Here is a 21284-nt window from a genome sequence, read left to right as displayed (position 1 = left end):
AGTCTTGTTGTAAGAGATTTATAATAATATTATTACAAATTGCTTAAATCATTGCCCCCGCGCAAGTGATGAAATAATTGCTTTTGAGGCGGTCATATATTTCTCGATGTTAGATATATTAGAGCGACGGGTGGATGTAAGGAATGCGCCGACTGAAATACTCACATTAGCCCCATAGGTTTGCCGCACAATCACCTTGAAATCGGCTTTGGCTGTTTTTGTGTTGTGCGCTAGAAAATTCCTAACCCGCCGCATTTCATCAATAATTTGACCATGCGCTTGAGCGTTTACTATATAACTTTCATTTACTGAAATAATATATTCGACACTTTGCTTTATGTACTGCGCTTTGGTCCATTTTAAATTGGATTCAGGCTTACTTCTTCCATATGTCAGGAGAAGTGCCCTTGATTCCGAGAAGCGTCTTGCTTTTATACTGACTGCCGGAATTTTGCCATTGGTATAGATTGCTCCAGCCACAATTTTGAACGCAATTTCCGCAACTGCGTCTTCAAATACCGAGAACAATCTCAGCATTATCATTTCCGAAATGATGTGCTGATATTTTGCATCGAGACAGCTCGCTTCAATTCTGTATTTTTGTAGTTTGGCAATCTGTGCTTCTGCCACGTTCACAGTTGCAGCAAGATTTGGAGCAGCCATTTCAAAGAAAGCTCAGAATATAAGAATTTCTTATTTTTCTTTGTGCAATACGTTGGGTTGTTGACGTGCTGGCTATTTTGAAAGCCTCGTCTTCTTTTGTTGTATTTTCTTCGGCGTTAAAACGAGCATCGATCTGGTGAATGGCAGTGCTGATCTTTTTTACTGTTAATTTCTTCTTTTGATCAATCGCCAGCACCAAGGAAAAGAAAAGTGGCTGCCGCTGAAAAATGGTATCTGAGATAAGTCTTGGATCGGCAGAAGCGATCAAATCAAAAATTTGATCTAGTCTTTTTTCAGTTGCGAGTGACTCGGGAAAATCTTCATCATATTCTTTATATAGATCATTCAGTGCCTTTGGACTGTAATCTGAGAGGCCCTTTATTAGGTTTAGTATCACATCGGATATAAACAAGACCTCATTCATTCTAGATATGTCGGTGGCGGAAAATATTCCATAGTTTCGCCAGAAAGACATTCTAGATGAGGCTTGTGCAAGGCAAAATTGTTTCATGTCGCCACTATACGCAGCATTCCTTTTTTCTTGATCATTAAGTGATTTGCTTATAGAGTTAATGCGCCCGAAAATGTCTATAACATCCGAATCGGTAGCCCCGAGAAGATTTCCAACAGGCAAAGAGGTTAATAAGAACTTTTGCTGTTGATCTTTGGAAAGCTGACTGAATTTTACTTTTCCTGCGTGCGATGGGTGTTTTGATGGAAATTCGTTGGCGTGGTAGGAAATGATGGCTCGCATCCGCTGCTGCCCATCGACAACCTCTCTGATGCTTTTTGATTTTTCCAAATCGATAGCATGTCGTATATAAACAGCAGGAATTGGTTTTTGTTCATGCAAGGTATTTATTAAATATGATTTTTGTGGATTATTCCACACGGATCTTCTTTGGTACCAGGGAGCCAGATCAAGTTCGCTCGACTTGTGAAGATTTAGTATGTCCTGGATGATCAAGGATTGATATTCGACTCTGTCCATTTTTTTGCCTGTTAGTGTGAAGTTGTTGATTTAAATTACTATTTAAATGCAATTCGGTTTTACTTAAATTCCAACGGATTAATAGTGATGGCTTTCCCAAGTTATAAGCGAGAAGTGCGTTCAATTTGTGCGGCTTTTTAAATTGACTGTCACTATAAACATCTTGTAGATTTCAGCAACCGTTGCGTGTCTGTTGAGAAGGGCGCAACAAGGAGCTAAGAGCGCGCAGTCGAAATGTGCTTGGTAGCATCCAACGGTGTGCAGCGGTGCATAATGCAACACAATTGCGTTATGGCTATCTCAGCGTTTATGCCACCCTCAGCTCCTTCATCCCCACACCGCCAGCCCTGGTCGCTCCCGCCCGGTATGCGCGCCACCCGCGCCACGCGGGCGCTGGCGGCGCTGTACGAGGCGCGTCCTGACGCAGCGCTCTCCGAACCCGAGGTCGAGACCGCCCTCGCCATGGCTGGCGCCCCCATCAACAAGGTCACCGTGTACCGCATGCTCGACCGTTTTGCCACTGCGGGCCTGCTTCACAAGCAGGTCGATGCCGCCCGCGTCACCCGTTACGCACGGGCCCCCCAAGGTGAAGAGGGCGCCGCCCCACGTTTTGAATGCGACGACTGCCACCGCCAGTTCCGCCTGTCGCAGGACTCCGCCAAGGTGCAGACCGCCCTCAAGCAGGTGCTGCAGGCGCTGGCCACGGCCGGGCATGAGAGCCTGGCGGTGGACATTGCGGTCCACGGGCGCTGTGCAGACTGCGCGCACCCTTCCGAGAGCGCCGCCGCATGATCCGCACCCGGGGCCTTGCTTATACCTACGCCACGGGCGGCGCTGCGCCGCTGCGCTTCCCCGACGTGGACTTGCGCCAAGGCGGCACCTTGCTGCTGCGCGGGCGTTCTGGCTCGGGCAAATCGACCTGGCTTTCGCTGATGGCCGGGCTGCGCGGTGCCAGCGGGGGCGACCTGTTTGTCGCGGGCACCCAGCTGGGCACGCAGCGCGGGGCCGAGATCGATGCCTGGCGCGCGCGCAACATTGGTTTTCTGCCGCAGAAGCTGTACCTCAGCAGCGCGCTTTCGGTGGCCGACAACCTGGCGCTGGTCTACTTTGCGTCCGGGTTGCCGCGCGACGATGCAGCCATCCGCCGCGCTCTGGCGCAGGTGGGCGTAGCAGAGCTGGCGGCGCGCAAGCCGCACCAGCTTTCGGGCGGGCAGGCGCAGCGTGTGGCGCTGGCGCGGGCCGTGCTGCTGGCGCCACAACTGCTGCTGGCCGACGAGCCCACGGCCAGCCTGGACGACGAGGCCGCTGCCGACGCGCTCACGCTGCTGCAGCAAAGCGCTGCCGCCTGTGATGCCAGCCTGGTGATTGCCACGCACGACCACCGTGTGGTGCAAGCCCTGGCCGATGTGCAGACGCTGGATTTGAATGAAATGGGCGTCCAGCGCTTGACAGATAAGCGCGAGCAGCTATGAATTCAGGAGTCTTCAAACTGGCGCGCCTGTCATGGCGCTACTTGTGGTCCCGCCCGCTGGCGGCGGTGCTGAACCTGCTGGTGCTCACGCTGGGCCTGGCTGCCATCACCCTGGTGCTGCTGGTGGCCACGCAGCTCGACAAGGCGTTTGAGCGCGACCTCTCGGGCATCGACCTGGTGGTGGGCGCCAAGGGCAGCCCGCTGCAGCTCATCCTGGCGGGCGTGTTCCACATCGACGTGCCCACGGGCAATATCCCGCTGCAGGAGGTGCAGGCGCTGCAGAAGAACCCGCTGGTGGCGCAGGTCATCCCCTTAAGCCTGGGCGACAGTTACCAGGGCTTTCGCATCGTGGGCACCACGCCCGACTATCTGTTGCACTACGAAGTCCAATTTGCCAAGGGCGCGTTGTGGCAGCAGCCCATGGATGCGGTGCTGGGCGCCACGGTGGCCCGCAGCATCGTCAAGGCCGACCATGGCGGTACGCCGCTGGTGGGGGCCCCGTTCGTCGGCAGCCATGGGCTGGGGGGAGGAGGGCATGCACACGGCGACCACCCCTACCGCGTGAGTGGCGTGCTGGCGCCCTGCGGCTGCGTGCTCGACCGGCTGATCCTCACCAGCACCGAATCCGTCTGGATGGTGCACGAGACGGCCACAGCCAACGACGCCGAGGACCTGGAGATCCTGAAAGAAGAGCGCGAAGTGACTGTGGCCCTGGTGCGCTACCGCACGCCCATGGCCGCCATCACACTGCCGCGCCAGATCAATGCCGACACTGCCATGCAGGCAGCGGCGCCCGCCATCGAGGTCACGCGCCTGCTGCGCTTGCTGGGCGTGGGCGCCGATGTGCTGCGCGCCTTCGGCGGCGTGCTGCTGGCCGTGGCCGCGCTGAGTGTGTTCATCGCCCTGTGGAACGCCGTGCGCGAGCGCCGGGCCGACCTGGCCATGCTGCGCATGCTGGGCGCTCCCCCGGGCCGCGTGGCGGGGCTAGTGCTGTGGGAGGCCCTGTGGTTGGCCGCAATGGCGTCTGTTTTGGGCCTGCTGCTGGGTCACGGCCTGGCCCATGGCCTGGGCTGGGCGCTGCAGGCGCAGGGGTTGCTGCCCGTCACTGGCTGGGTCTGGCTGCCTGCCGAGGCGGGTGTGCCCCTGCTGGCGGCGGGTGTGGCGGCGCTGGCAGCATTGTTGCCGGCCATGCAGGCGTACCGCACGGACGTTGCGGATCTGCTCGGCGAAGCATGAAAGCCCCCTAAGAACATGAAAGTCGGCGACCAAGTTCGAGTTCTGGCGATTCCCGAGTGGCTCACCCACGACCTCCCCGAGGAGGACATTGCTCGTCTCAATGCCCAAGTCGGTGAGGTGGTCGAAGTCCGAGAACTCCAAAGCCACGGCCATCTTTGGCTTTCCTTCTTGGACGGTAGTGAGGGCTTCGCGCTCCACCGCCGAGATGTGGAGCCAGCCAGGTCTGGCTCGCTATGGCGCGCTCCACTCTTGAGCTTTCTGGTTGTCTTCGTGGTCTTTGGCGGCTATGCATTTGCTAGCGCACTGGCTGGGCCGTGGCGCATCGATGTAGCGTTTCTCGGCTTGCTGCACATAGGGTTGCCCTATGGGCTGGCAGCTGGCGCACTTCATCTTGGCCTGCTGGCCGTGTCACGTTGGCGGCGTTCTGGCAGTTTTGGAACGCCTAACTATTCACTCAAGCGACCGATCCATCGCTTCGCGATTGATGCAGCCGCTAGTTCAAACGTCCATCGGCGCCGCTGACTTGGGCCACGCCAGTTTCAATCCCTTGTTTTCTCAGCATCCCCTTGAAGGACCCAACATCATGAAAAAATTCCTCACCGCACTCGCCCTGGCCCCCATGCTCCTCGTCGGTGCCCTGGCGCACGCTCAGGCCCACAACGACAAAGAGACCAAAGAGGACATCGCCCGCCACCGCGCCATGGCCGCCGCGCACGAGGCTGCTGCCAAGTGCCTGGAATCCGGCAAGGGCGAGGACATCTGCCAGAAGGAACTCCAGACTGCCTGCAAGGGTCTTGGGATTGGCAAATACTGCGGCATGAAGCACGCGCACTGAGCACGACTTACAGGTCACGGCACAGGTCACTGAGGCGATGGGCCTCCCGGCCCGCTACCATTTCTGAGAACGCAACAGGTCAGGTTTACCGCCATGGCAATCCCCCGCATCCACCTTCACCCCGCCGCATCACCCGATTCCGAAGCCAGCCGGCCCCGCGCTGCCCGGCGCGCCTGGGCGATGGTGGTGCTGGCATGGGCCGGTGCGGCACTGGCCCAGCAGCAGCCCAGCAAGCCGGAGCCCGGCGCTTTCGAGCGTGCCACGGGCAAAACCCCCGCAGCGGCCCTGGCCGCCACCACCGCACCCGCGCTCTCTTCCCCCTTGCCTGCGGGCGCGGGCACCGCCATGCCATCGGGCTCCGGCGCGGGCTACCACAGCCCCAACAGCCCCATTGCCCCGCTGCCCCAGCGCAATGACGTGGTGCCGTGGTCCGTGCTGACCGACCTGACCAAAAAGACCACCAAGGATGGCATCCTGCCCGTGTTCAACGACGCACAAAAGGGCATGGACAAGACCACGCAGCGCATCCAGGGCTTCATGGTGCCGCTGGATGCCAAGGGCACGCAGACGCACTTTTTGCTCACCTCCGTGCCGCTGACCTGCTCGTTCTGCCTGCCCGGCGGGCCCGAGAGCATGGTCGAGGTCAAGGCCAAGACCCCCGTGCGCTACTCGCTGGAGCCTGTGGTGGTGGAGGGCAAGTTCTCCGTGCTCACGAACGACCAATACGGCCTGTACTACCGCGTGGTGGAAGCCGTGCCGGTGAAGTAGCTCTCCTAGAGCCTGCTCAAAGTCTTTTTTCCACCCGTGAACCCGTTGCTCCCCCCCCGGCTGACCGCGCTGTGGCGCCGCTTGCGCCAGCAGCTGCCCGCGCAGGCGGCCCTGGCCTGGCTGCTGCTGGCCCTGGTCGTGGTGCCCACGCTGGGGCGCCTGCACCAGGTGGAGCATGCGGGGGCGCTGGAGCAGATGCGCGCAGGCCACGCGCTGCAGGGTGCGCAACAAGCCACCGTGCGCCACGGGCTCTCTGCCGTTTCCCTCGCAGAAGCGGCAACGCCCGCCGCTGCATCCCCAGAGACAGGCCACGCCCACGGGCTGCTCTCACTGCTCTTGGCGCCCCACGCCCCGGTGGATTGCCTTTTGCTCGACCAGCTTGCGCTGGGCGATGCCCTGCACAGCGCACCCCAGGCGCTGCCCGCACAGGTGCCCGCGCAGGCACCACCGGTACAACATGCCGGGCGCTCTACAGCCCCGCACGTTGCGCTGTTCCAGGCGCGTGGCCCGCCCACGGCCTGACAAAGCCGCATCCGAGTCCAGCGCCGGCTGGCCCCCCCTTTTCGCCGCCTTGCAGGGCTGCGTAAGGAGCCCGTGGCGCCTGCGGCGCATTGCGCACCCGCCCCCGAATTGCTCATGAATTAATAGCTATCAGCGCTTGATGGAAAAGCGCTGGAAGCCATTTTTATTCCTATTTTTGCGCCCCGTGCGTGGAAACCATGTGCCTGCCTGGCCCCGCCAGCACCGGCCCATGCGCCACGCCCCACCCGACCCCATCGACGTACACGCACCCGTTGCGACACCGCACCATGACACACACCGCTCCCGATACCGCGCGCAATGCCACCCGCACCATCCGCACTTCCCGCCACCTGGCTGCAGTTCTTCGCGGCCGTCCCGCCCTCCACCCCGTGGCCCTGGCTGCCATGCTGGCGCTGTCTGGCACCGGCGTGGCGCACGCGCAGGCCGCACCGGGTGCCGCGCCTGCCGACAATAGTGCCGCCGCGCCCAGCCTGCCTCCCGTCACCGTCTCTGCCAGCGGCCTGCAACTGGGTGCCAATGACATGACCACCCCCGTCACCGTGCTGGAGGGCGACGAACTCGTGCGCCGCCGCGAGGCCACGCTGGGCGAGACGCTCAACAGCGAGCCCGGCATCACCAGCAGCCACTTCGGCGCGGGCGCCAGCCGCCCCATCATTCGCGGCATGGACGGCCCGCGCGTCAAGGTGCTGAGCGACGGTGCCGAGCTGCATGACGCCTCCACCAACAGCCCCGACCACGCCGTGGTGTCCGAGCCGCTGCTGGCCACACAGATCGAAGTGCTGCGCGGCCCCTCGGCCCTGGTCTATGGCAACGGTGCCGTGGGTGGCGTGGTCAATGTGCTCGACGGCAAGATCCCCACCGCCATCCCCAAGAAGGGCTACGAGGGCAGTGCCGAGCTGCGCGCCAACACCGGCGCGGGTGAAAAAGCGGGCGCCTTCTCACTGACCGGCGGCACCGGCAACCTGGCCGTGCACGTGGAAGGCGTGGCGCGCGACGCCGGTGACTACCGCGTCGGCAAAGGCTGGGCGCCCGAGGGCGAACCCACCCGCAAGGTGCTGGGCAGCTTCAACCGCACAGACACCGGCAGCGTGGGCCTGTCGTGGGTGGGCGACCAGGGCTACCTGGGCGCCGCCTACACCCGCCAGACCGCCAAGTACGGCCTGCCGGGCCACAACCACAGCTTTGAAGGCTGCCACACGCACGGCGACCACCTGCACTGCGGTGCGCATGCAGGTGACGAGGAAGACGGCCACGACCACGGCGCCGAGGCGGGCGATGTGCCCGTGGTCGACCTGCGCAGCGAACGCTTTGACATCCGCGGCGAGCTGCGCAACCCGTTCGCTGGCTTTTCGGCCCTTCGCCTGCGCGCCGGCGTCACCGACTACGTGCACGACGAGGTCGAGGACGGCGCCATCAGCACCACCTTCAAGAACAAGGCCTACGACACCCGCATCGAGCTGCAGCACGAGCCCATTGGTGGCTTCAAGGGCCTGATCGGCCTGCAGACCTCGCAGCGCAAGTTCAGCGCCGAGGGCGAAGAGGCCTATGTGGAGCCCACCATCACCCGCAAGCTGGGCTTCTTTGCGCTGGAGGAATACCGCCTGGGCGACTGGCGCTTCGAAGCCGCCCTGCGCCACGACCGCCAGACGGCAGAAGCCCAAACCAGCAGCATCGAACGCAGCCACAACGGAACGTCCGCGTCGCTGGGCGCGGTGTGGAAGTTCACGCCCGGCTACCAGGTCGGCACCTCGTTCACCCGCGCCAGCCGCGCGCCGTCGGCCGAAGAGCTGTACGCCAACGGCCTGCACATGGCCACCAGCACGTACGAACGCGGCAACGCGGACCTGAAGTCCGAGATCTCGCAAAACATCGACTTGAGCCTGAAGAAAACGAGCGGCGACACCACCTTCGGCGTCAGCGTCTTCCGCAACCGCATCAACAACTACATCTACGGCCGCACGCTCGATGAAGTGGAGGGCCTGCAACTGCTGCAGTACAGCCAGGCGGACGCCACCTTCACCGGCATCGAAGGCCAGGTGCGCCAGCGCCTGAACCGCAACCTGGGAATCACCCTGTTCGGCGACACCGTGCGCGCCCGTCTGGTTGGCGGCGGGCTGCTGCCCCGCATCCCCGCCACCCGCGCCGGTCTCCGCCTGGACGGCAACTGGAACGCCTGGGAAGGCCAGGTCGAATGGGTGCAAGTGGCCCGCCAGAACCGCGTGGCAGAGTTTGAAACCGCCACACCCGGCTACGGCATGCTCAACCTGGGCGTCAGCTACAACGGCCAGTTCAGCAGTGGCACGCCGTGGCAGGTGTACCTGAAGGCCAACAACCTGACGGACCGCCTGGCGTATGCGCACACCTCCTTCATCAAGAATGCTGCGCCGTTGATGGGGCGGAATTTGACGGTGGGGGTGAAGGTGGCGTTTTGACGGGGATGCCGTCGTGATGTGAGCGAGCCAGCGGCGGAGGAGGGCGTTACTGGCTCGCACGCCTCCCGGCCCCAAACCACCCAAGCCACCGAGTCCAAAGGTGACTTGGATGCATGCCATACTCGCTTTGACGTGGTTGATTTTTCGATCCGCCAAGGCGACGCTGCCTCAGTCCCGGTGATGACGCGCACCCGATTCGGAAATGGGATTGGCACCGCAGCAGGCCGCCCAACGCCGGGTTGCGCGACGCGCGAAGGACTTGTTCGGCGCGGCCCTGCATGAATCTGACCCATTTGCAATAGCCCTGCATGCCCACCACTCCCACGCCGTCCGCAAAACTGCTGCAATTGTTACCCGAGGCGGTGGTGCAAACCGATGCGCTGTGGGAGATCACTTATCTGAATCCGGCGTGGCACAAGCTCACCGGCCATTCGGTGGCGTCGGCGCTTGGCAGGTCATTGCTTGAATTCGTGCATCCCGACGACATCGGCACCATGCGCTCGGGCATGCCAGTATTCCGCTTGCGCTTTGCCGACGCGGACTATCGCTGGGTGCGTCTGCAGCTCCACCCGGAGACGGATGCGGCGGATCGGGTGATAAGCCGCCAGGGTGTCCTGATCGAGATCACCGAGGTCACCGAGCAGGTGCTGGTGGAAATTCGCCAGCGCTTTCTGCGCTTGCTGGAAACCATTGATGGCGTGGTGTGGGAAGCTGAAATCGGCGTGGGCAATACCTTCCTGAGCCCGCAGGTCGAACGGTTGTTCGGTTACTCCGTGGAGGAGTGGCGGTCTGACCCGGGCTTCTGGCGGGCGCATGTGCATCCCGATGATCTGGAGCAGGCCCTGCTGATCGACGATGCCGCATACAACGCCACGCACAGCCATGCCTACGAGATGAGTTATCGGCTGATTGCCAAGTCCGGCAAGGTCGTGTGGGTGCGTGATCTGTGCCGTGCAGTGGTCGAGCCGGGGCGGCCGAACCGCATGATCGGCCTGATGATCGACGTCACCCAGCAGAAGAACACCGAACTCGAGTTGTTGCGCTCCGAAAACCGCTATTCGCTGGCGACGCGCGGATCCAATGACGGCATCTGGGATTGGGACTTGCGAACGGACGCCCTGCATGTGTCCGGGCGTTTTCTCCAGATCGTCGGGCTGGGTAGCCGCGATCATGTGCATGACGGAGGCTGGCGCTTTCTCGAGCAGCTTATCGATCCCGAGGATCGCGTGCGCGTGCAGGAGGCCTACCGCAGGCACCTATCGGGGAACAGCCCGAACTTTTCGGTGGATTTCCGCGCGTTCCACGGGGCGGGGCGGCTGGTGTGGGTCAATTGGCGCGGGCTCGCCGAGTTCGAAGACGGCGTTGCGGTGCGCATGGCAGGGTCGTTGAGCGATCTGGCCGAACGTGGCAGTTCCTACGATGCGCTGACCAACTTGCCCGGCCGGCCGTTGTTCCGCGATCGCCTCGCGCATCTCATCGCACTGCACCAGAACGAGGTGGTGAACGGTGATGGCGTGCCGGCACGCGATGGAGCCACGATGTTCGCCGTGCTGCTGCTGGATCTCAACAGTTTCAAAGCCGTCAATGACAGCTACGGGCACCATGTGGGCGACCAGCTGTTGCAACAGGTGGCACGGCGGCTCGAATCCTGCGTGCGGGCGGTGGATCTGGTCGCCCGCATGGGTGGCGACGAGTTCAATGTGCTGTTGGAGTCCATTGATCCCGCTGAAGCCAGCCAACGCGCTGGGCAGATTGCCGCCGCCCTGGAAGTGCCTTACGTGATTGGCAGGCACACCGTGATCAGTGGTGCGAGTATCGGATTGGCCAGCAGCGCATCCAGGCTGGCGACGGTCGACGACTACCTGCGCGCTGCAGACACCGCCATGTACCGGGCCAAAAGTCAGTCATTGGGCGTGTGCGTGTTTCAATAAAGCGTGTCAGGGACAATTGCCTGCGAGGCTGTCGCATGGCTTGCCTTCCTCATCCCCTTCTGGTTTTCGGTGGTTTCGCTGGGGTGCTTCCAGTGCGCTTGTGCCTGGGACCAGGGGGTTATTGCTGGTCGATGGCTGCTGCCTCCATTGGATGCCGGTAATCGAACATGTTTTTGGACTTCTGCGCTTGTTCATCAAGCGCCATTAGCTATCGTAAACATAGCAAACAATAGTACCCCGGCTTTGCGTTGACCGTGGCAGGCCTTGACGGATGGGGCACGCTTGGCGCCAGCCAATCCAAGGGGCCTTGCCTTGATCAGGACGAAAAACTGGCTCTCCAGAGTTTGGCGCGCTGGCACCTGAACACCAGCACGTCTGCGACGAATTCAAAGATGCTGGTTGGAAGACCGGTCACGATGCCCAGAGCAGAGGCGGGTCAAGCGGGATACGCCGAGCCCGAATCCGGAGGGGCACGCGCGCGGCCCGCACGGGTAACATATTGAGGCGCCGAGGCTGGCAGGGGCAGCGATCGGAGCAGTCAACGGGGACCAAGTACCCGGGGCGGCGCAACGTGCTCACAACCGTGGAAACCAAAAAATGTTCAAAAAAAGTGTCTGGAAGTGGCTGGGATCACTTGCTTGTTTGCTGGGCGCAGTGGGGGCTGCCCAAGCGCAGTCCACCACTTACGTGGCCACCGCTGCAGGCAACTACACGGGTTTCACCAACTTCACGGTGTGCGGCACGCCACCGTGCCAGAACTTCACCGCGGCGATGAGCACGTCTGGCTCGTTCACCACCACCGCGCCGCTGGCAGCCAACCTGGCGTCTGCGCAGTTGGGCGCCTTGGTGTCGGCCTTCAGTTTTTCAGATGGCCTGACCACATACACCCATACAGACCCGAATACCCGGGTCTGGAACTTCCGGGTCACGACCGATGCGAGCGGGGCAATTACGGGGGTGAACATTCTTATCCAGCGCTGGATTTCGGGCGCAGCGCCCCACAACATCGGCGACCGGTTTTCCTTCTTCGAGACCAGCACCACAGCTGCAAGGCACAACATGTTCTGCAGTGGGATCGCTGTTTCCACCGCCGGCGTGGCAGATTCATGCGGCTTCGCCGGCAGCGATACCAGCACCTCTTCTGCAATCCCTGTTTCGCTGGTGTGGTCTGCTGCGGTGGCAGCTTCCTCCATACCGACCCTTTCCGAGTGGGCGTTGATGGCCATGGCGGGGTGGATGGTGATAGTTGCATTTCAGCGGCTGCAGCGCCGTGACGGCAAGCGCTTGGCGCATGGGCAGCGCTGACAACAACAACAACAACAATACGGTGCTGGTCGCACATCCGTTCAGCGCACCTCTTTTGGCGGAGCTGGTGGCTCGACAGGTGCAAATCATCGAAGCTCGGGGGAGCGATCCCGCCGCACCTCGCCCAAAAACGCCATGTTTCGGAGAGGCTGTCCCGGCCTGCTGAGCGATCTCCCCCGTTCGTCCTCACCACCACCCATTTCCGCACATGACCGATCCACAGATCCCCACCCTCTATGAATGGCTTGGCGGCATGGAGGCACTCACCCGCTTGACCACCCGTTTCTACGAGCGTGTTCACGACGATGCGGTGCTGGCGCCGGTCTTCGCACACATGGGGGCCGAGCATCCGGCCCATGTGGCGGCATTTCTGGCGGAGGTGCTGGGTGGCCCGGCGGCCTATTCCGCGCACCACGGCGGGCACCCCCACATGATCCAGCAGCACCTGAACCGGCACCTCACGCAGGCGCAGCGGCGGCAATGGGTGGGCCTTCTGCTGGACACGGCAGACGAGTTGGGCATGCCGGAAGACCCGGAGTTCCGGTCCGCGCTGGTGGGCTACCTGGAATGGGGTTCGCGCCTGGCCGTGATCAATTCGCAGCCGGGCGCATCCGTCGACGAGAACGCCCCGATGCCCCGGTGGGGATGGGGCGAAGTCAAAGGACCCTACACCGGCTGAGCGGCGCGGTCTTGCAGACCGGGTGCGACGCAAGGAAGTGCTTTCCCGGGGACGGTTGGCGCAGATCGGCCGTTTCGTTCATGTGCCAGTGCCAAATTGCGGGACCGATGGAGTGGGTTTCCCCCACGGGCATGGCCTTTCGCACCCGCTCACGGCATGCTTGCGGAGTATTTGCGCCGATCTTTCGGATAACCACGAGATGATGCGCAGTGAGGCGGCATGTTATATTCACACTGGTAACCATCTGTTTTATAAAATCAACAGTGCTGATTGATAATTTTATATTAATGCGAATTGATATAAATATCGCATGAATATATGATTTTCTTCATTTCTTTTCTGTTGATTATATGGCCTTCGCAGCGTTGGGCCTCACGCTTTGCCAGGTCGCCGGCCGACGGTTTCTGGATTTTTATTGCAAGCGTGATGCTTCAGGTTGGCGCGCTTGCAAGCCTGACTTCCCTGGTTCACAAATTGAATCCAGCGGCGTGGATGCTGCTTCAAGTGCTTGTTTGTATTGCCACCTTGCAATTCACCAAGAGTATGGGCCGGCCCACGCTTCGTGGTTTTCTGGAGGCGTGGGGAGGGCAGCGCGCAAGGCTGGCAGCATTTTGGATGGGATTGTCACAGTGGGGGGTGATAACACTGGTTGCCATTTGCGCGATCCTCTTCGTGTCGCTGGTGATGCAGGCCGCAACCCCTATTCAAAATTACGACGACAGGATGTACCACGCCTCACGGGTCATCTACTGGATTCAGCACCAGACGGTATTCCCGTTTGACACGCACAACATCCGGCAGACGATGATTCCCTTTGGCAGTGAGTTGTTTTTTCTGTGGCCGGTGCTGCTGACGAAAGCCGAGGCCGTGGGCCGCCTTGTGTTTTGGCTGGCATTCCCGCTGGCCGCAATGGGCCAATATTATCTATTGCGTGCGTTGAAATTAAGCCAGACGGTTGCTCTGGTGGGTGTGCTGATTTTGATATCCACGCCGCTTGTAGCATTCAGTGCAACGGGGCTCAAGCCAGAAATCTGGTCCATCGTCACCTTGCTGGGTGTTGCCTATTGGGTGGTTTCCATTTGCACCCAGCCTGACGGATCGAAGCTCAAGTATTTTTTCCTGGGGATTTTTACGGTATTGAGCATCAATGTCCGGTCTTTTCCTGTATCGATCATCCCCAGCTTGCTGCTGATCTTGTGGTGGGCACCGGGTCCATTTCCATTCACGGTGCGATTCAAGGCCCTCGCCGCAGGATGGGTGTGTGCGGGTGTTTTGAGTTCGCTGCTCATTCCATTGGCATTCAACACGGCGCTGTACCAGCATCCCCTGGGCCCCCAGGAAGTCTGGCGGGTTGTGCAGGCGGATATCACACCGCAGGTGATTTACACACACGCCGTTCGTTTTGTATTCTTGCTCCTGGAGTTGCCGGACGTTCCGGCTTCGTCCGAAACACGGTCCCGCATCAGCAGCGCAGCCAACCAATTCATTTATTCCGTGGGCGCAGGTGCCCCCCTGGCGGGTGAAAACAAGGGCTCGTGGCCAGGTAGTTTCGTGTATTCGTTGCCAGAGCACTCCACACGGTTTTCGTTGTGGGGGCTGCTGTGGATTCCTGTGTTGCTGATCGCCGCGCCGCTTCTGATTCGCAACGTGGTGACAACCTGGCCACACGTGAGGCTGACTGCGGTTTCAGCACAAACGCTGCTGGCCATTCCGTTGCTGGGAGCCGTTCTTTTTGGCGCGCGGTGGATGGCCCAGTCTGAAGTGCCTGGGCGATTTCTCATCGGCCCTTATGCATTGCTGCTGCCCATCGGCATTGCCTTGGTCGCACCGCACCTTTCGACAAAGAAATTTGCCCAGGCTCTCGTTGCGATGGTGGTCGCCTATTCTGCATACCAACCCATGAGGGCGCTGGCTTACGACGCCGTACAGGCGATTGCAGCACCCGCGTCGGAAAAACTGCGCAGCGAGCCTTTCGAGGAAATTACCGGGTCGATGATGCCGACGGGCTCCCGCATTCTTTTCGTAGGAAACCAGGATGCCCGCGACTATTCACTCTTTTCACCAGAAACAGGTTTTTCCAATGCGGTGATCCCTTGGGGCACGGGGCCTTTTGATCCGGAACGAATGGGCCGGTTGATTGCAGCGGAAAAAGTGACCCACGTCTTGATCCAGAACGACAACCAGGTGTTCTTCGAGTGGTTCCCGACCGTCGATACCCGCGAAATGGTGAAGTGGCTGACCGTACAAGCCGGACTGAAGGCCATCCCCCTCAAGACACCCAGCATGCGGTTGTTCGAAGTCAGCGGCACCGCTTTGGTGAACGAGCGGCCCTTCCAGACGGCGGAAGCGCCCCCCGCTGCGCCATTGATCAGGATCGACGACGCCCTCAAAACCAAGGTGGGGATCGACCCAGCCTCACTGGAGACACCGTGGCCCATTGAGAATCTTGGGCGCAGAGAGCATGGGTTCCTGTGGATGGGGCAGGGGCATGCCGAGGGCATCGAGTTCGCGCTGTGGTCCCGGGAAGACCGCGATGTGGACATCCGGTTCGATGTATCCCCGGGCCACGGCCTGACGGCGCCCGACCGCCGGGTCATGGTGCTGCATGGCGGCATCCCTGTGAGTGGTGAACACACCTTCCGGGGGAAGGCTTCCGTCGTGGCACGCACCCGTCTCCATGCGGGGCGGAACACCCTCAGTTTCTTTGCAACGGATACCGCCACGATCAAGCCGCTGCCCAATGGAGATACCCGGAACCTGGTGATCGGCCTTCACGAGATTCGCATCGAACAGGCGCAAGTTGCGGCCGCGGGCGCGACGCGGTCAACTTCGCCCGACAAAGGGGGGCAAGACCCCAGCCCCACGCGCCACGGCGAATTGGCACACAGCGCGCTCAAGGCGGTGGGCCTGATCAGCCGCCGCCAGCAGGTTGAAGGCTACTGGCTGACCTCCTACACCAGCGAAGAGCGCTTTGAAAAGCCGAAGCTGGAGATGAACACCTACGTCACATCGATGGTGGTCGATGTTCTCGGCCCAAAGCCTGGCCCCGCCGGGCTGGGAGGAAGCCTGGAACGGGCACGCACCCATCTGCGCAACCAGATCGAGGCCAACGGACTCGTTCGATACCACGGCCGGCCTGACGGCGCTGCCATGACCGCACACGGGCTGTGCCCCATCACGCCCGATTCCGACGATACCGCCCTGGTTTGGAGGCTGGCGCCCGGCGCCGATGCACTGCGATCACCCGCCCTGGCGGCGCTGATGCAGTACCGCACCGCCGAAGGCCTGTACAAAACCTGGCTGGGGCAACGCAATGAATACCGGTGCATCGACCCGGGCGCCGACCCGAATCCCACCGACGTGGCCATCCAGATGCATGTGCTGATGTGGCTGGCGCAGGCCGACCCACCGGCGGCCCAGCCGCTGTGCAGCGCACTTCGCCACGCCATCGACCAGGACCGCCTCTGGGTTTATTACCGAAGGGCTCCGCTGGTACCCGCCATGCGCCAGGCCGACATGAAAGCCGTTGGCTGTGATTTGCACCTGCCCCCATCGCGTTTGCAAACGGCCGTACCAGGGCAAGAAATCTGGCTGAACGCGGGCCACATGCTGCAGCGGCTGGAGGGGGGCACCGGCAAGGCGCCCACGTCAGCGGAGGTTCTTGGGTTGTTGCAGGAGCTGTCGAAAAATGACTTCTCGCTGGTCAAGCTGAATCCGCCTTTGCTGTACCACAACGATCTCACCGCCTCGGTACGCAGGTTCTATTGGTCGGAAGACGTGGGGTATGCGATCTGGCTGAAGCTGTATCTGGAAAGCGTGCGCCTGGGCCTTCTGGCCGCCAATGACAGCAACAACAACAGCAATGCAGCCGATGGCGCGCGCACGGTTCAGAAAACGCCATGATGGACAGCCCCAAAAGAGCCCGGTGGTTTTTGCGCTTGTTGTCGTGCATTCGATTCGACGAGGTGCTGGTGCTCCAGGGTGCGCCCTTGCTGGGCGCCGTGTTTGCCATGGGCCACTTCACGCACCAGAGCGCGGCGCTGCTGTTGCTGCTGGCTGCTGGAAACGCCTTCCTGGTGGCCCACGTCTTCATGCTCAACGATTGGTCTGGCGTTCACCAGGATCTTCGGGACCCGACCCGATCGGCAGGGGTTTTTCTGAATCGTGGTATCCGGCGCAATGAGATCGGAGCGTTGCTGCTCATCCTGCTCTTGCTGAGCCTGATGGCTTTCAGCCAGTTGGGCCGTACAACGCTGGTGATTGGGCTGATGATCGCGGTCGCGAGCGCACTGTATTCCGTCCCCCATGTCTACATGAAGGGCATCCCGCTTGCGAACTCACTGCTCCATATGGTCAGTGGGTTGCTGCACTTTTTGCTGGGCTACTCGGTATTTAAAAACCCTGACATGAATGGCCTTCAGATCGGATTATTTTTTGCCACCATATTCAGTGCAGGACACCTGACGCAAGAAGTACGCGACTGCGATGCAGATTTCCGCAACGGCATTCAAACCAATGCCGTGAAATTTGGCAAGAAACAGAGTTTCATTGCCAGCTTCGTGCTTTTCACGCTGGCCGATGCCCTGTTGATCGCGCTGGCCATGAAGGGGACGGTCCCGCAGTTGCTGGCCCTTCTTGTTGCAGCGATCTACCCCGTGCATTTGTATTGGATGCTGCAGGCGCTGCGCGAAGGCCTCACGTTCGAGGCTGTGCGTCGCCTACAGGCGCGCTATCGCGTGCTTTACGCGGGCATCGGCATCGGCATGGTCGTTTTTGTGATTTTGGCGTAAAAAAAATCGCTGCCATTTTTGATAATGGTCTATTGTTGCCAATGAAAATAACGTGCAAACACAAATAATCTCAGAAATGCAACGCATGCCTTCCTCGACGAAGCTGACGATTGTCATTCCGTGCTTTAACGAGAAAAACACAATTCGGGCCATTGTGGATGCGGTGCGCGCGGCACCTTTTCCGATGAAAGAAATCATTGTTGTCGATGATTTTTCAACGGACGGAACCAGAGAGATACTTGCGACTGAGTTGGCTGGCAAGATTGACAGGCTTGTCCTTCATGAAACCAATCAAGGCAAGGGGGCGGCGCTCAGGTCTGGCATCCAACATGCCACCGGGGATATCGTCATCATTCAGGATGCCGATCTTGAATACAACCCAGATGAATATCCGATTTTGATAGAACCTATTTTATCCAACAGGGCTGACGTAGTGTTCAGCTCGCGTTTCATCGGTGGAAATTGCCACCGCGTGTTGTACTTCTGGCATCGCGTGGGCAATGGGTTCCTGACATTGGCCTCCAACGTATTCACCAACTTGAATCTGACGGACATGGAGTCCTGCTACAAGGCTTTCCGACGTGAAATAATCCAATCCATCCGCATTGAAGAAAACAGATTCGGATTCGAACCGGAGATCGTGGCCAAAGTCTCGAAATTGCGCTGCCGCATCTACGAGGTTGGAATTTCCTATTTCGGAAGAACCTACGATGAAGGCAAGAAAATCGGATGGAAAGACGGTGTAAGAGCCCTCTACTGCATCGTAAAATACAATATCTTTCGGTGATTGTGTTGATCAACATCGATGACTAATTTTTCACTCCGAATATCTTTGGCGACCTTTCCCCAAACCAGCGTGGCCAAGAATAATTGGTTCGCCCTGCAGTGCAGGATGTCGCGCTGATGGAGGGGTCTGTGGTGATCGGTGCGCAGAGTGCCAGGATTTCCCCCCACGGGGCTACGCGCCTTGTGCTTTTTGGGGGGCTCCCAGGTTCAGGCAAGTCTCATGCAGCTAGGCGCCTGGAGGCCCTGGGCTGGATGCTCTACGACGACTTTCAGGATCAGGCGGCGGGGGATTCTCCCCATTTCAGGGATTCCAGGCACTACACAGGCCTGGTCTCCAAGCTCCGCGCAGGCCATCGGTGCGTGGTCATCGACCTTCGCATGATCCACAAGGCCTATCGCGAAGGGGCCGCCACCGCGCTGCTTCAAGACGCCGGGCACATCGCCTCTGAACTCCATCTTTTCGAAAACAACCCCGTGCAATGCGCCCAGAACGTCCGCCATGCGGGTGATGCATTGCGTGAAAGCCTGCGCCTGCGAGAGATCAGCCACTGGACAAAGCGCTTCTCCGCACCGTCCCATGCGGTGGTGCACCCGGTTTGGCGGCTACCAGATTCGGTGGCGTGACCCGATAGTCTGGCCTCGGCGCACTGCGGCTTTCGACTTGCTTTCATCCCCCCTCGGTAAAAGCACAGTGGCCGGAGCCCGCCCGCAGGCGGCATGATCGCAGCATGAAACTGCTGTTGGTCGAAGACGATTTTGATCTGGCCGGTGCCTTGAGCCGCAGCCTGGTGGCGCGCGGTTTTGAAGTGCTGTGCTGTGCCGACGGCAAAGAGGCCCTGGCGGCGGCGCGGCGCACGGCTTTTGATGTGATCACGCTCGACCTGTCCTTGCCGGGCCTCGATGGGCTGGAGGTGCTGCGGCGCCTGCGCGATGGCGGCAGCACCACGCCCGTGCTGGCGCTGACGGCCCGCGCCGCGGTGACCGACCGGGTGGCGGGGCTGGAGGCCGGGGCCGACGACTATCTGGCCAAACCTTTTGATCTGGACGAGCTGGTGGCGCGCCTGCGGGCGCTCACGCGCCGGGTGGGGCGCGACGGGCAATTGCGCTGCGGCACGCTGTACCGCGACCCGGCCAGTGGCGTGTTCTACAACGATGCGCTGCCGCTGGAGCTGTCGCAGCGCGAGGCTGAACTGCTGCGGCTCCTGATGTCGCGCATCGACCGGGTGGTCAGCAAGGAAGAGCTGCGCACCCAGGTGTTTGCCAACACGGATGAGCAGGTGCAGGCCGATGCGGTCGAGGTGGTGGTGCACCGGCTGCGCAAGAAACTGGTGGGCACCAATGCCGAAATCGTCACGCTGCGCGGCGTGGGCTACCTGCTGTGCGATGCCGACAGCATGGCCGCGCAAAAAGGGGAGAAAAGCGACAAGGGCGACAAAGCCGAAAAAGGAGGGTCCCCCCGGTGAGCGTGCATTGGAGGCACTGGCACCCGCGCGGCGGCTCGCTGCAACGGCTGCTGCTGGTGTGGCTGCTGGGGCCGCTGTGGGCGCTGGTGGCCCTGATCACCGCCGCGCACGTGGTGCAGCAGGTGCGGCACGGCGCCGCAGCGCAGGACGAAGCCCTGCGCACCGCATTGGCGCACTGGCCAGAGGTCTTGCCTGGTGCATCCGATGAATCCCCCCTGGGGCCGGCCCCAGCGGCGTGGTTTCGCGAAAGCCGCGTGGATGGCGAGCGCCTGGCTGGCAGCGCCGCCTTGCCGCGTGTGCCGCCTACCGAGGCGGCGCAGGGGCAGGGCAGTGTGCATTTCTACCTGGCGCAAGTGGGGGACCAACTGGTGCGGGTGGCGGTCACACTGCACCAGCCGCCTGCGGCAACGGGGGACGGGCAGGGCGCCGGCGAGCCCGTGGTGCGCCAGGTCGCCCGCCCATTGAGCGAACGGGTGCCCAGCGTGTCCCGCCTGCTGGGCGGCGGCGCCGGTTTGCGCACGGTGTACCTGCTGGCACTGGCCATGACCGCCGTGGTGGTGGTGCTGGCACGCACGGCCTCGGGATGGTTGCGGCACGCGGATGTGTCACTGACCCAGCCGGGCGCTGGCAGCCCGGGCCATGGGTATGACGGCCCGTCCGAACTTGCGCCGGCCGTGCTGCATTTTGGCGAGCTGCAGCAAAGCCAGAACCGCTGGATCGAGGAGCAGCGGCGCTTTCTGGCCGATGCCACGCACCAGCTGCGTACCCCCATGGCGGTGCTGCGCACGCAGCTGCAGTCGGCCATTTCTGGCGACATGCTGGTGGCCGACGCGTTGCACCAGATGCTGCACACGGTGGACCGGGCCTCGGGCCTGGCCAACCAGCTGCTGAGCCTGAGCAAGGTGGAGCAGCTCAAGCGCATGGGCGAGCTGCCCAGCGTGGACCTGAACGCCATTGCGCGCGAGGCCGTGATGGAGCTGGCGCCGCTGATCGCCGCCAAGCGGCTCGACTTTGCGCTGGAAGGTCCCGAGCTGTCGGCCCCCGGCGATGCGGCCTTGCTGGGGGAGCTGATGCGCAACCTGCTGGCCAACGCCATCCACCACACGCCCGCGCACGGGCGGCTGGGGGTGCTGCTGCGCAATTGCACCGGCCGGCGGGAGGTGCTGGTGTGGGACGAAGGCCCTGGCATAGACGATGCCGTGCGGCAGCGGTTGTTCCAGCCGTTTTCTGCGGGCAAGGGCGGCGTGGGCCTGGGGCTGTCGATCTGTCGGCAGATCGCGGAGTCGATGGGTGCCGAGGTCACGCTGTTCAACCGCCTTGATGGAGGCCAGGTCATTGGCGTGGACGCCGTGGTGGCGTGGAACTAAGCCCCATTCGCTCACAGAACCCAT

The 21284-nt window shown here is 61.2% G+C and carries 20 protein-coding genes; 17 read left to right on the top strand and 3 right to left on the bottom strand.

What is annotated here, in order from left to right; translation table 11 throughout:
• Nucleotides 1-48: 48 nt before the first annotated feature.
• Nucleotides 49-663, bottom strand: coding sequence for a hypothetical protein (locus ARADN35_RS27735; RefSeq protein WP_139019151.1), 615 nt, complete (start codon nt 661-663; stop codon nt 49-51).
• A 1-nt stretch (nt 664) separates the two neighbouring features.
• A complete protein-coding gene (locus tag ARADN35_RS27105) occupies nt 665-1654 on the bottom strand; it encodes a DUF262 domain-containing protein (RefSeq protein ID WP_081474537.1) in 990 nt (329 codons plus the stop codon).
• 366 nt (nt 1655-2020) lie between these two features.
• Here ARADN35_RS27105 and ARADN35_RS0101475 point away from each other — a divergent pair, with 366 nt between their 5' ends.
• From ARADN35_RS0101475 to ARADN35_RS0101440, 9 genes are all read left to right on the top strand, one after another.
• Nucleotides 2021-2446, top strand: a complete 426-nt coding sequence (locus ARADN35_RS0101475) for a Fur family transcriptional regulator (RefSeq protein ID WP_010458275.1) — start codon at nt 2021-2023, stop codon at nt 2444-2446.
• Nucleotides 2443-3126, top strand: a complete 684-nt coding sequence (locus ARADN35_RS0101470) for an ABC transporter ATP-binding protein (protein WP_010458273.1) — start codon at nt 2443-2445, stop codon at nt 3124-3126. Before ARADN35_RS0101475 ends, ARADN35_RS0101470 begins: the two co-directional genes overlap by 4 nt.
• The gene (locus ARADN35_RS0101465; protein ID WP_010458271.1) at nt 3123-4361 is read left to right on the top strand and encodes an ABC transporter permease; all 1239 of its coding nucleotides are present in this window, start codon (nt 3123-3125) and stop codon (nt 4359-4361) included. Before ARADN35_RS0101470 ends, ARADN35_RS0101465 begins: the two co-directional genes overlap by 4 nt.
• A gap of 15 nt (nt 4362-4376) precedes the next feature.
• Entirely contained in the window at nt 4377-4883 is a 507-nt protein-coding gene (locus tag ARADN35_RS27730; protein ID WP_139019150.1) for a hypothetical protein, read from the top strand.
• A 61-nt stretch (nt 4884-4944) separates the two neighbouring features.
• Nucleotides 4945-5196 carry a hypothetical protein gene (locus ARADN35_RS0101460; protein WP_010458268.1) on the top strand — a complete coding sequence of 84 codons (252 nt, stop codon included), beginning with the start codon at nt 4945-4947 and terminating at the stop codon, nt 5194-5196.
• Nucleotides 5197-5376: 180 nt separating this feature from the next.
• Nucleotides 5377-5964 carry a DUF3299 domain-containing protein gene (locus ARADN35_RS0101455; RefSeq protein WP_010458266.1) on the top strand — a complete coding sequence of 196 codons (588 nt, stop codon included), beginning with the start codon at nt 5377-5379 and terminating at the stop codon, nt 5962-5964.
• Between the two features lie 36 nt (nt 5965-6000).
• Complete coding sequence (locus ARADN35_RS25625) at nt 6001-6486, top strand: hypothetical protein (protein WP_181147561.1); 486 nt, start codon at nt 6001-6003, stop codon at nt 6484-6486.
• A gap of 404 nt (nt 6487-6890) precedes the next feature.
• Entirely contained in the window at nt 6891-8939 is a 2049-nt protein-coding gene (locus tag ARADN35_RS0101445) for a TonB-dependent receptor domain-containing protein (protein ID WP_244265832.1), read from the top strand.
• 308 nt (nt 8940-9247) lie between these two features.
• Nucleotides 9248-10870 (top strand): sensor domain-containing diguanylate cyclase, encoded by a 1623-nt coding sequence (locus tag ARADN35_RS0101440; RefSeq protein ID WP_010458260.1) that lies wholly within the window; start codon nt 9248-9250, stop codon nt 10868-10870.
• A 707-nt stretch (nt 10871-11577) separates the two neighbouring features.
• Here the strand turns inward: ARADN35_RS0101440 and ARADN35_RS28420 are convergent.
• Complete coding sequence (locus tag ARADN35_RS28420) at nt 11578-12096, bottom strand: hypothetical protein (protein ID WP_010458257.1); 519 nt, start codon at nt 12094-12096, stop codon at nt 11578-11580.
• On the opposite strand from ARADN35_RS28420, the gene ARADN35_RS28775 reads away from it, so the two are divergent.
• The 8 genes from ARADN35_RS28775 (at nt 12089) to ARADN35_RS0101390 (ending at nt 21260) form a co-directional block, all read left to right on the top strand.
• Nucleotides 12089-12175, top strand: a complete 87-nt coding sequence (locus tag ARADN35_RS28775) for a hypothetical protein (RefSeq protein ID WP_373404756.1) — start codon at nt 12089-12091, stop codon at nt 12173-12175. The genes ARADN35_RS28420 and ARADN35_RS28775 overlap by 8 nt on opposite strands.
• A gap of 208 nt (nt 12176-12383) precedes the next feature.
• A complete protein-coding gene (locus tag ARADN35_RS0101420; protein WP_010458255.1) occupies nt 12384-12854 on the top strand; it encodes a group II truncated hemoglobin in 471 nt (156 codons plus the stop codon).
• Between the two features lie 318 nt (nt 12855-13172).
• Nucleotides 13173-16757 carry a hypothetical protein gene (locus tag ARADN35_RS0101415; protein WP_139019148.1) on the top strand — a complete coding sequence of 1195 codons (3585 nt, stop codon included), beginning with the start codon at nt 13173-13175 and terminating at the stop codon, nt 16755-16757.
• On the top strand, nt 16754-17644 hold the full coding sequence (locus tag ARADN35_RS0101410; RefSeq protein ID WP_081474536.1) for a UbiA family prenyltransferase: 891 nt from the start codon (nt 16754-16756) through the stop codon (nt 17642-17644). Before ARADN35_RS0101415 ends, ARADN35_RS0101410 begins: the two co-directional genes overlap by 4 nt.
• Nucleotides 17645-17720: 76 nt before the next feature.
• A complete protein-coding gene (locus tag ARADN35_RS0101405) occupies nt 17721-18431 on the top strand; it encodes a glycosyltransferase family 2 protein (protein ID WP_208856804.1) in 711 nt (236 codons plus the stop codon).
• A gap of 251 nt (nt 18432-18682) precedes the next feature.
• Nucleotides 18683-19054 (top strand): hypothetical protein, encoded by a 372-nt coding sequence (locus ARADN35_RS27720; RefSeq protein ID WP_139019147.1) that lies wholly within the window; start codon nt 18683-18685, stop codon nt 19052-19054.
• A 104-nt stretch (nt 19055-19158) separates the two neighbouring features.
• Nucleotides 19159-19893: a response regulator transcription factor gene (locus ARADN35_RS0101395; RefSeq protein WP_010458244.1), complete on the top strand. Its 735-nt coding sequence runs from the start codon at nt 19159-19161 to the stop codon at nt 19891-19893.
• On the top strand, nt 19890-21260 hold the full coding sequence (locus tag ARADN35_RS0101390) for a sensor histidine kinase (RefSeq protein ID WP_010458242.1): 1371 nt from the start codon (nt 19890-19892) through the stop codon (nt 21258-21260). Before ARADN35_RS0101395 ends, ARADN35_RS0101390 begins: the two co-directional genes overlap by 4 nt.
• Nucleotides 21261-21284 lie beyond the last annotated feature (24 nt).

It is taken from the genome of Acidovorax radicis N35 (assembly GCF_000204195.1).
Classification (GTDB): domain Bacteria; phylum Pseudomonadota; class Gammaproteobacteria; order Burkholderiales; family Burkholderiaceae_C; genus Acidovorax; species Acidovorax radicis.
This window is presented reverse-complemented; position numbering and strand designations above follow the sequence as displayed.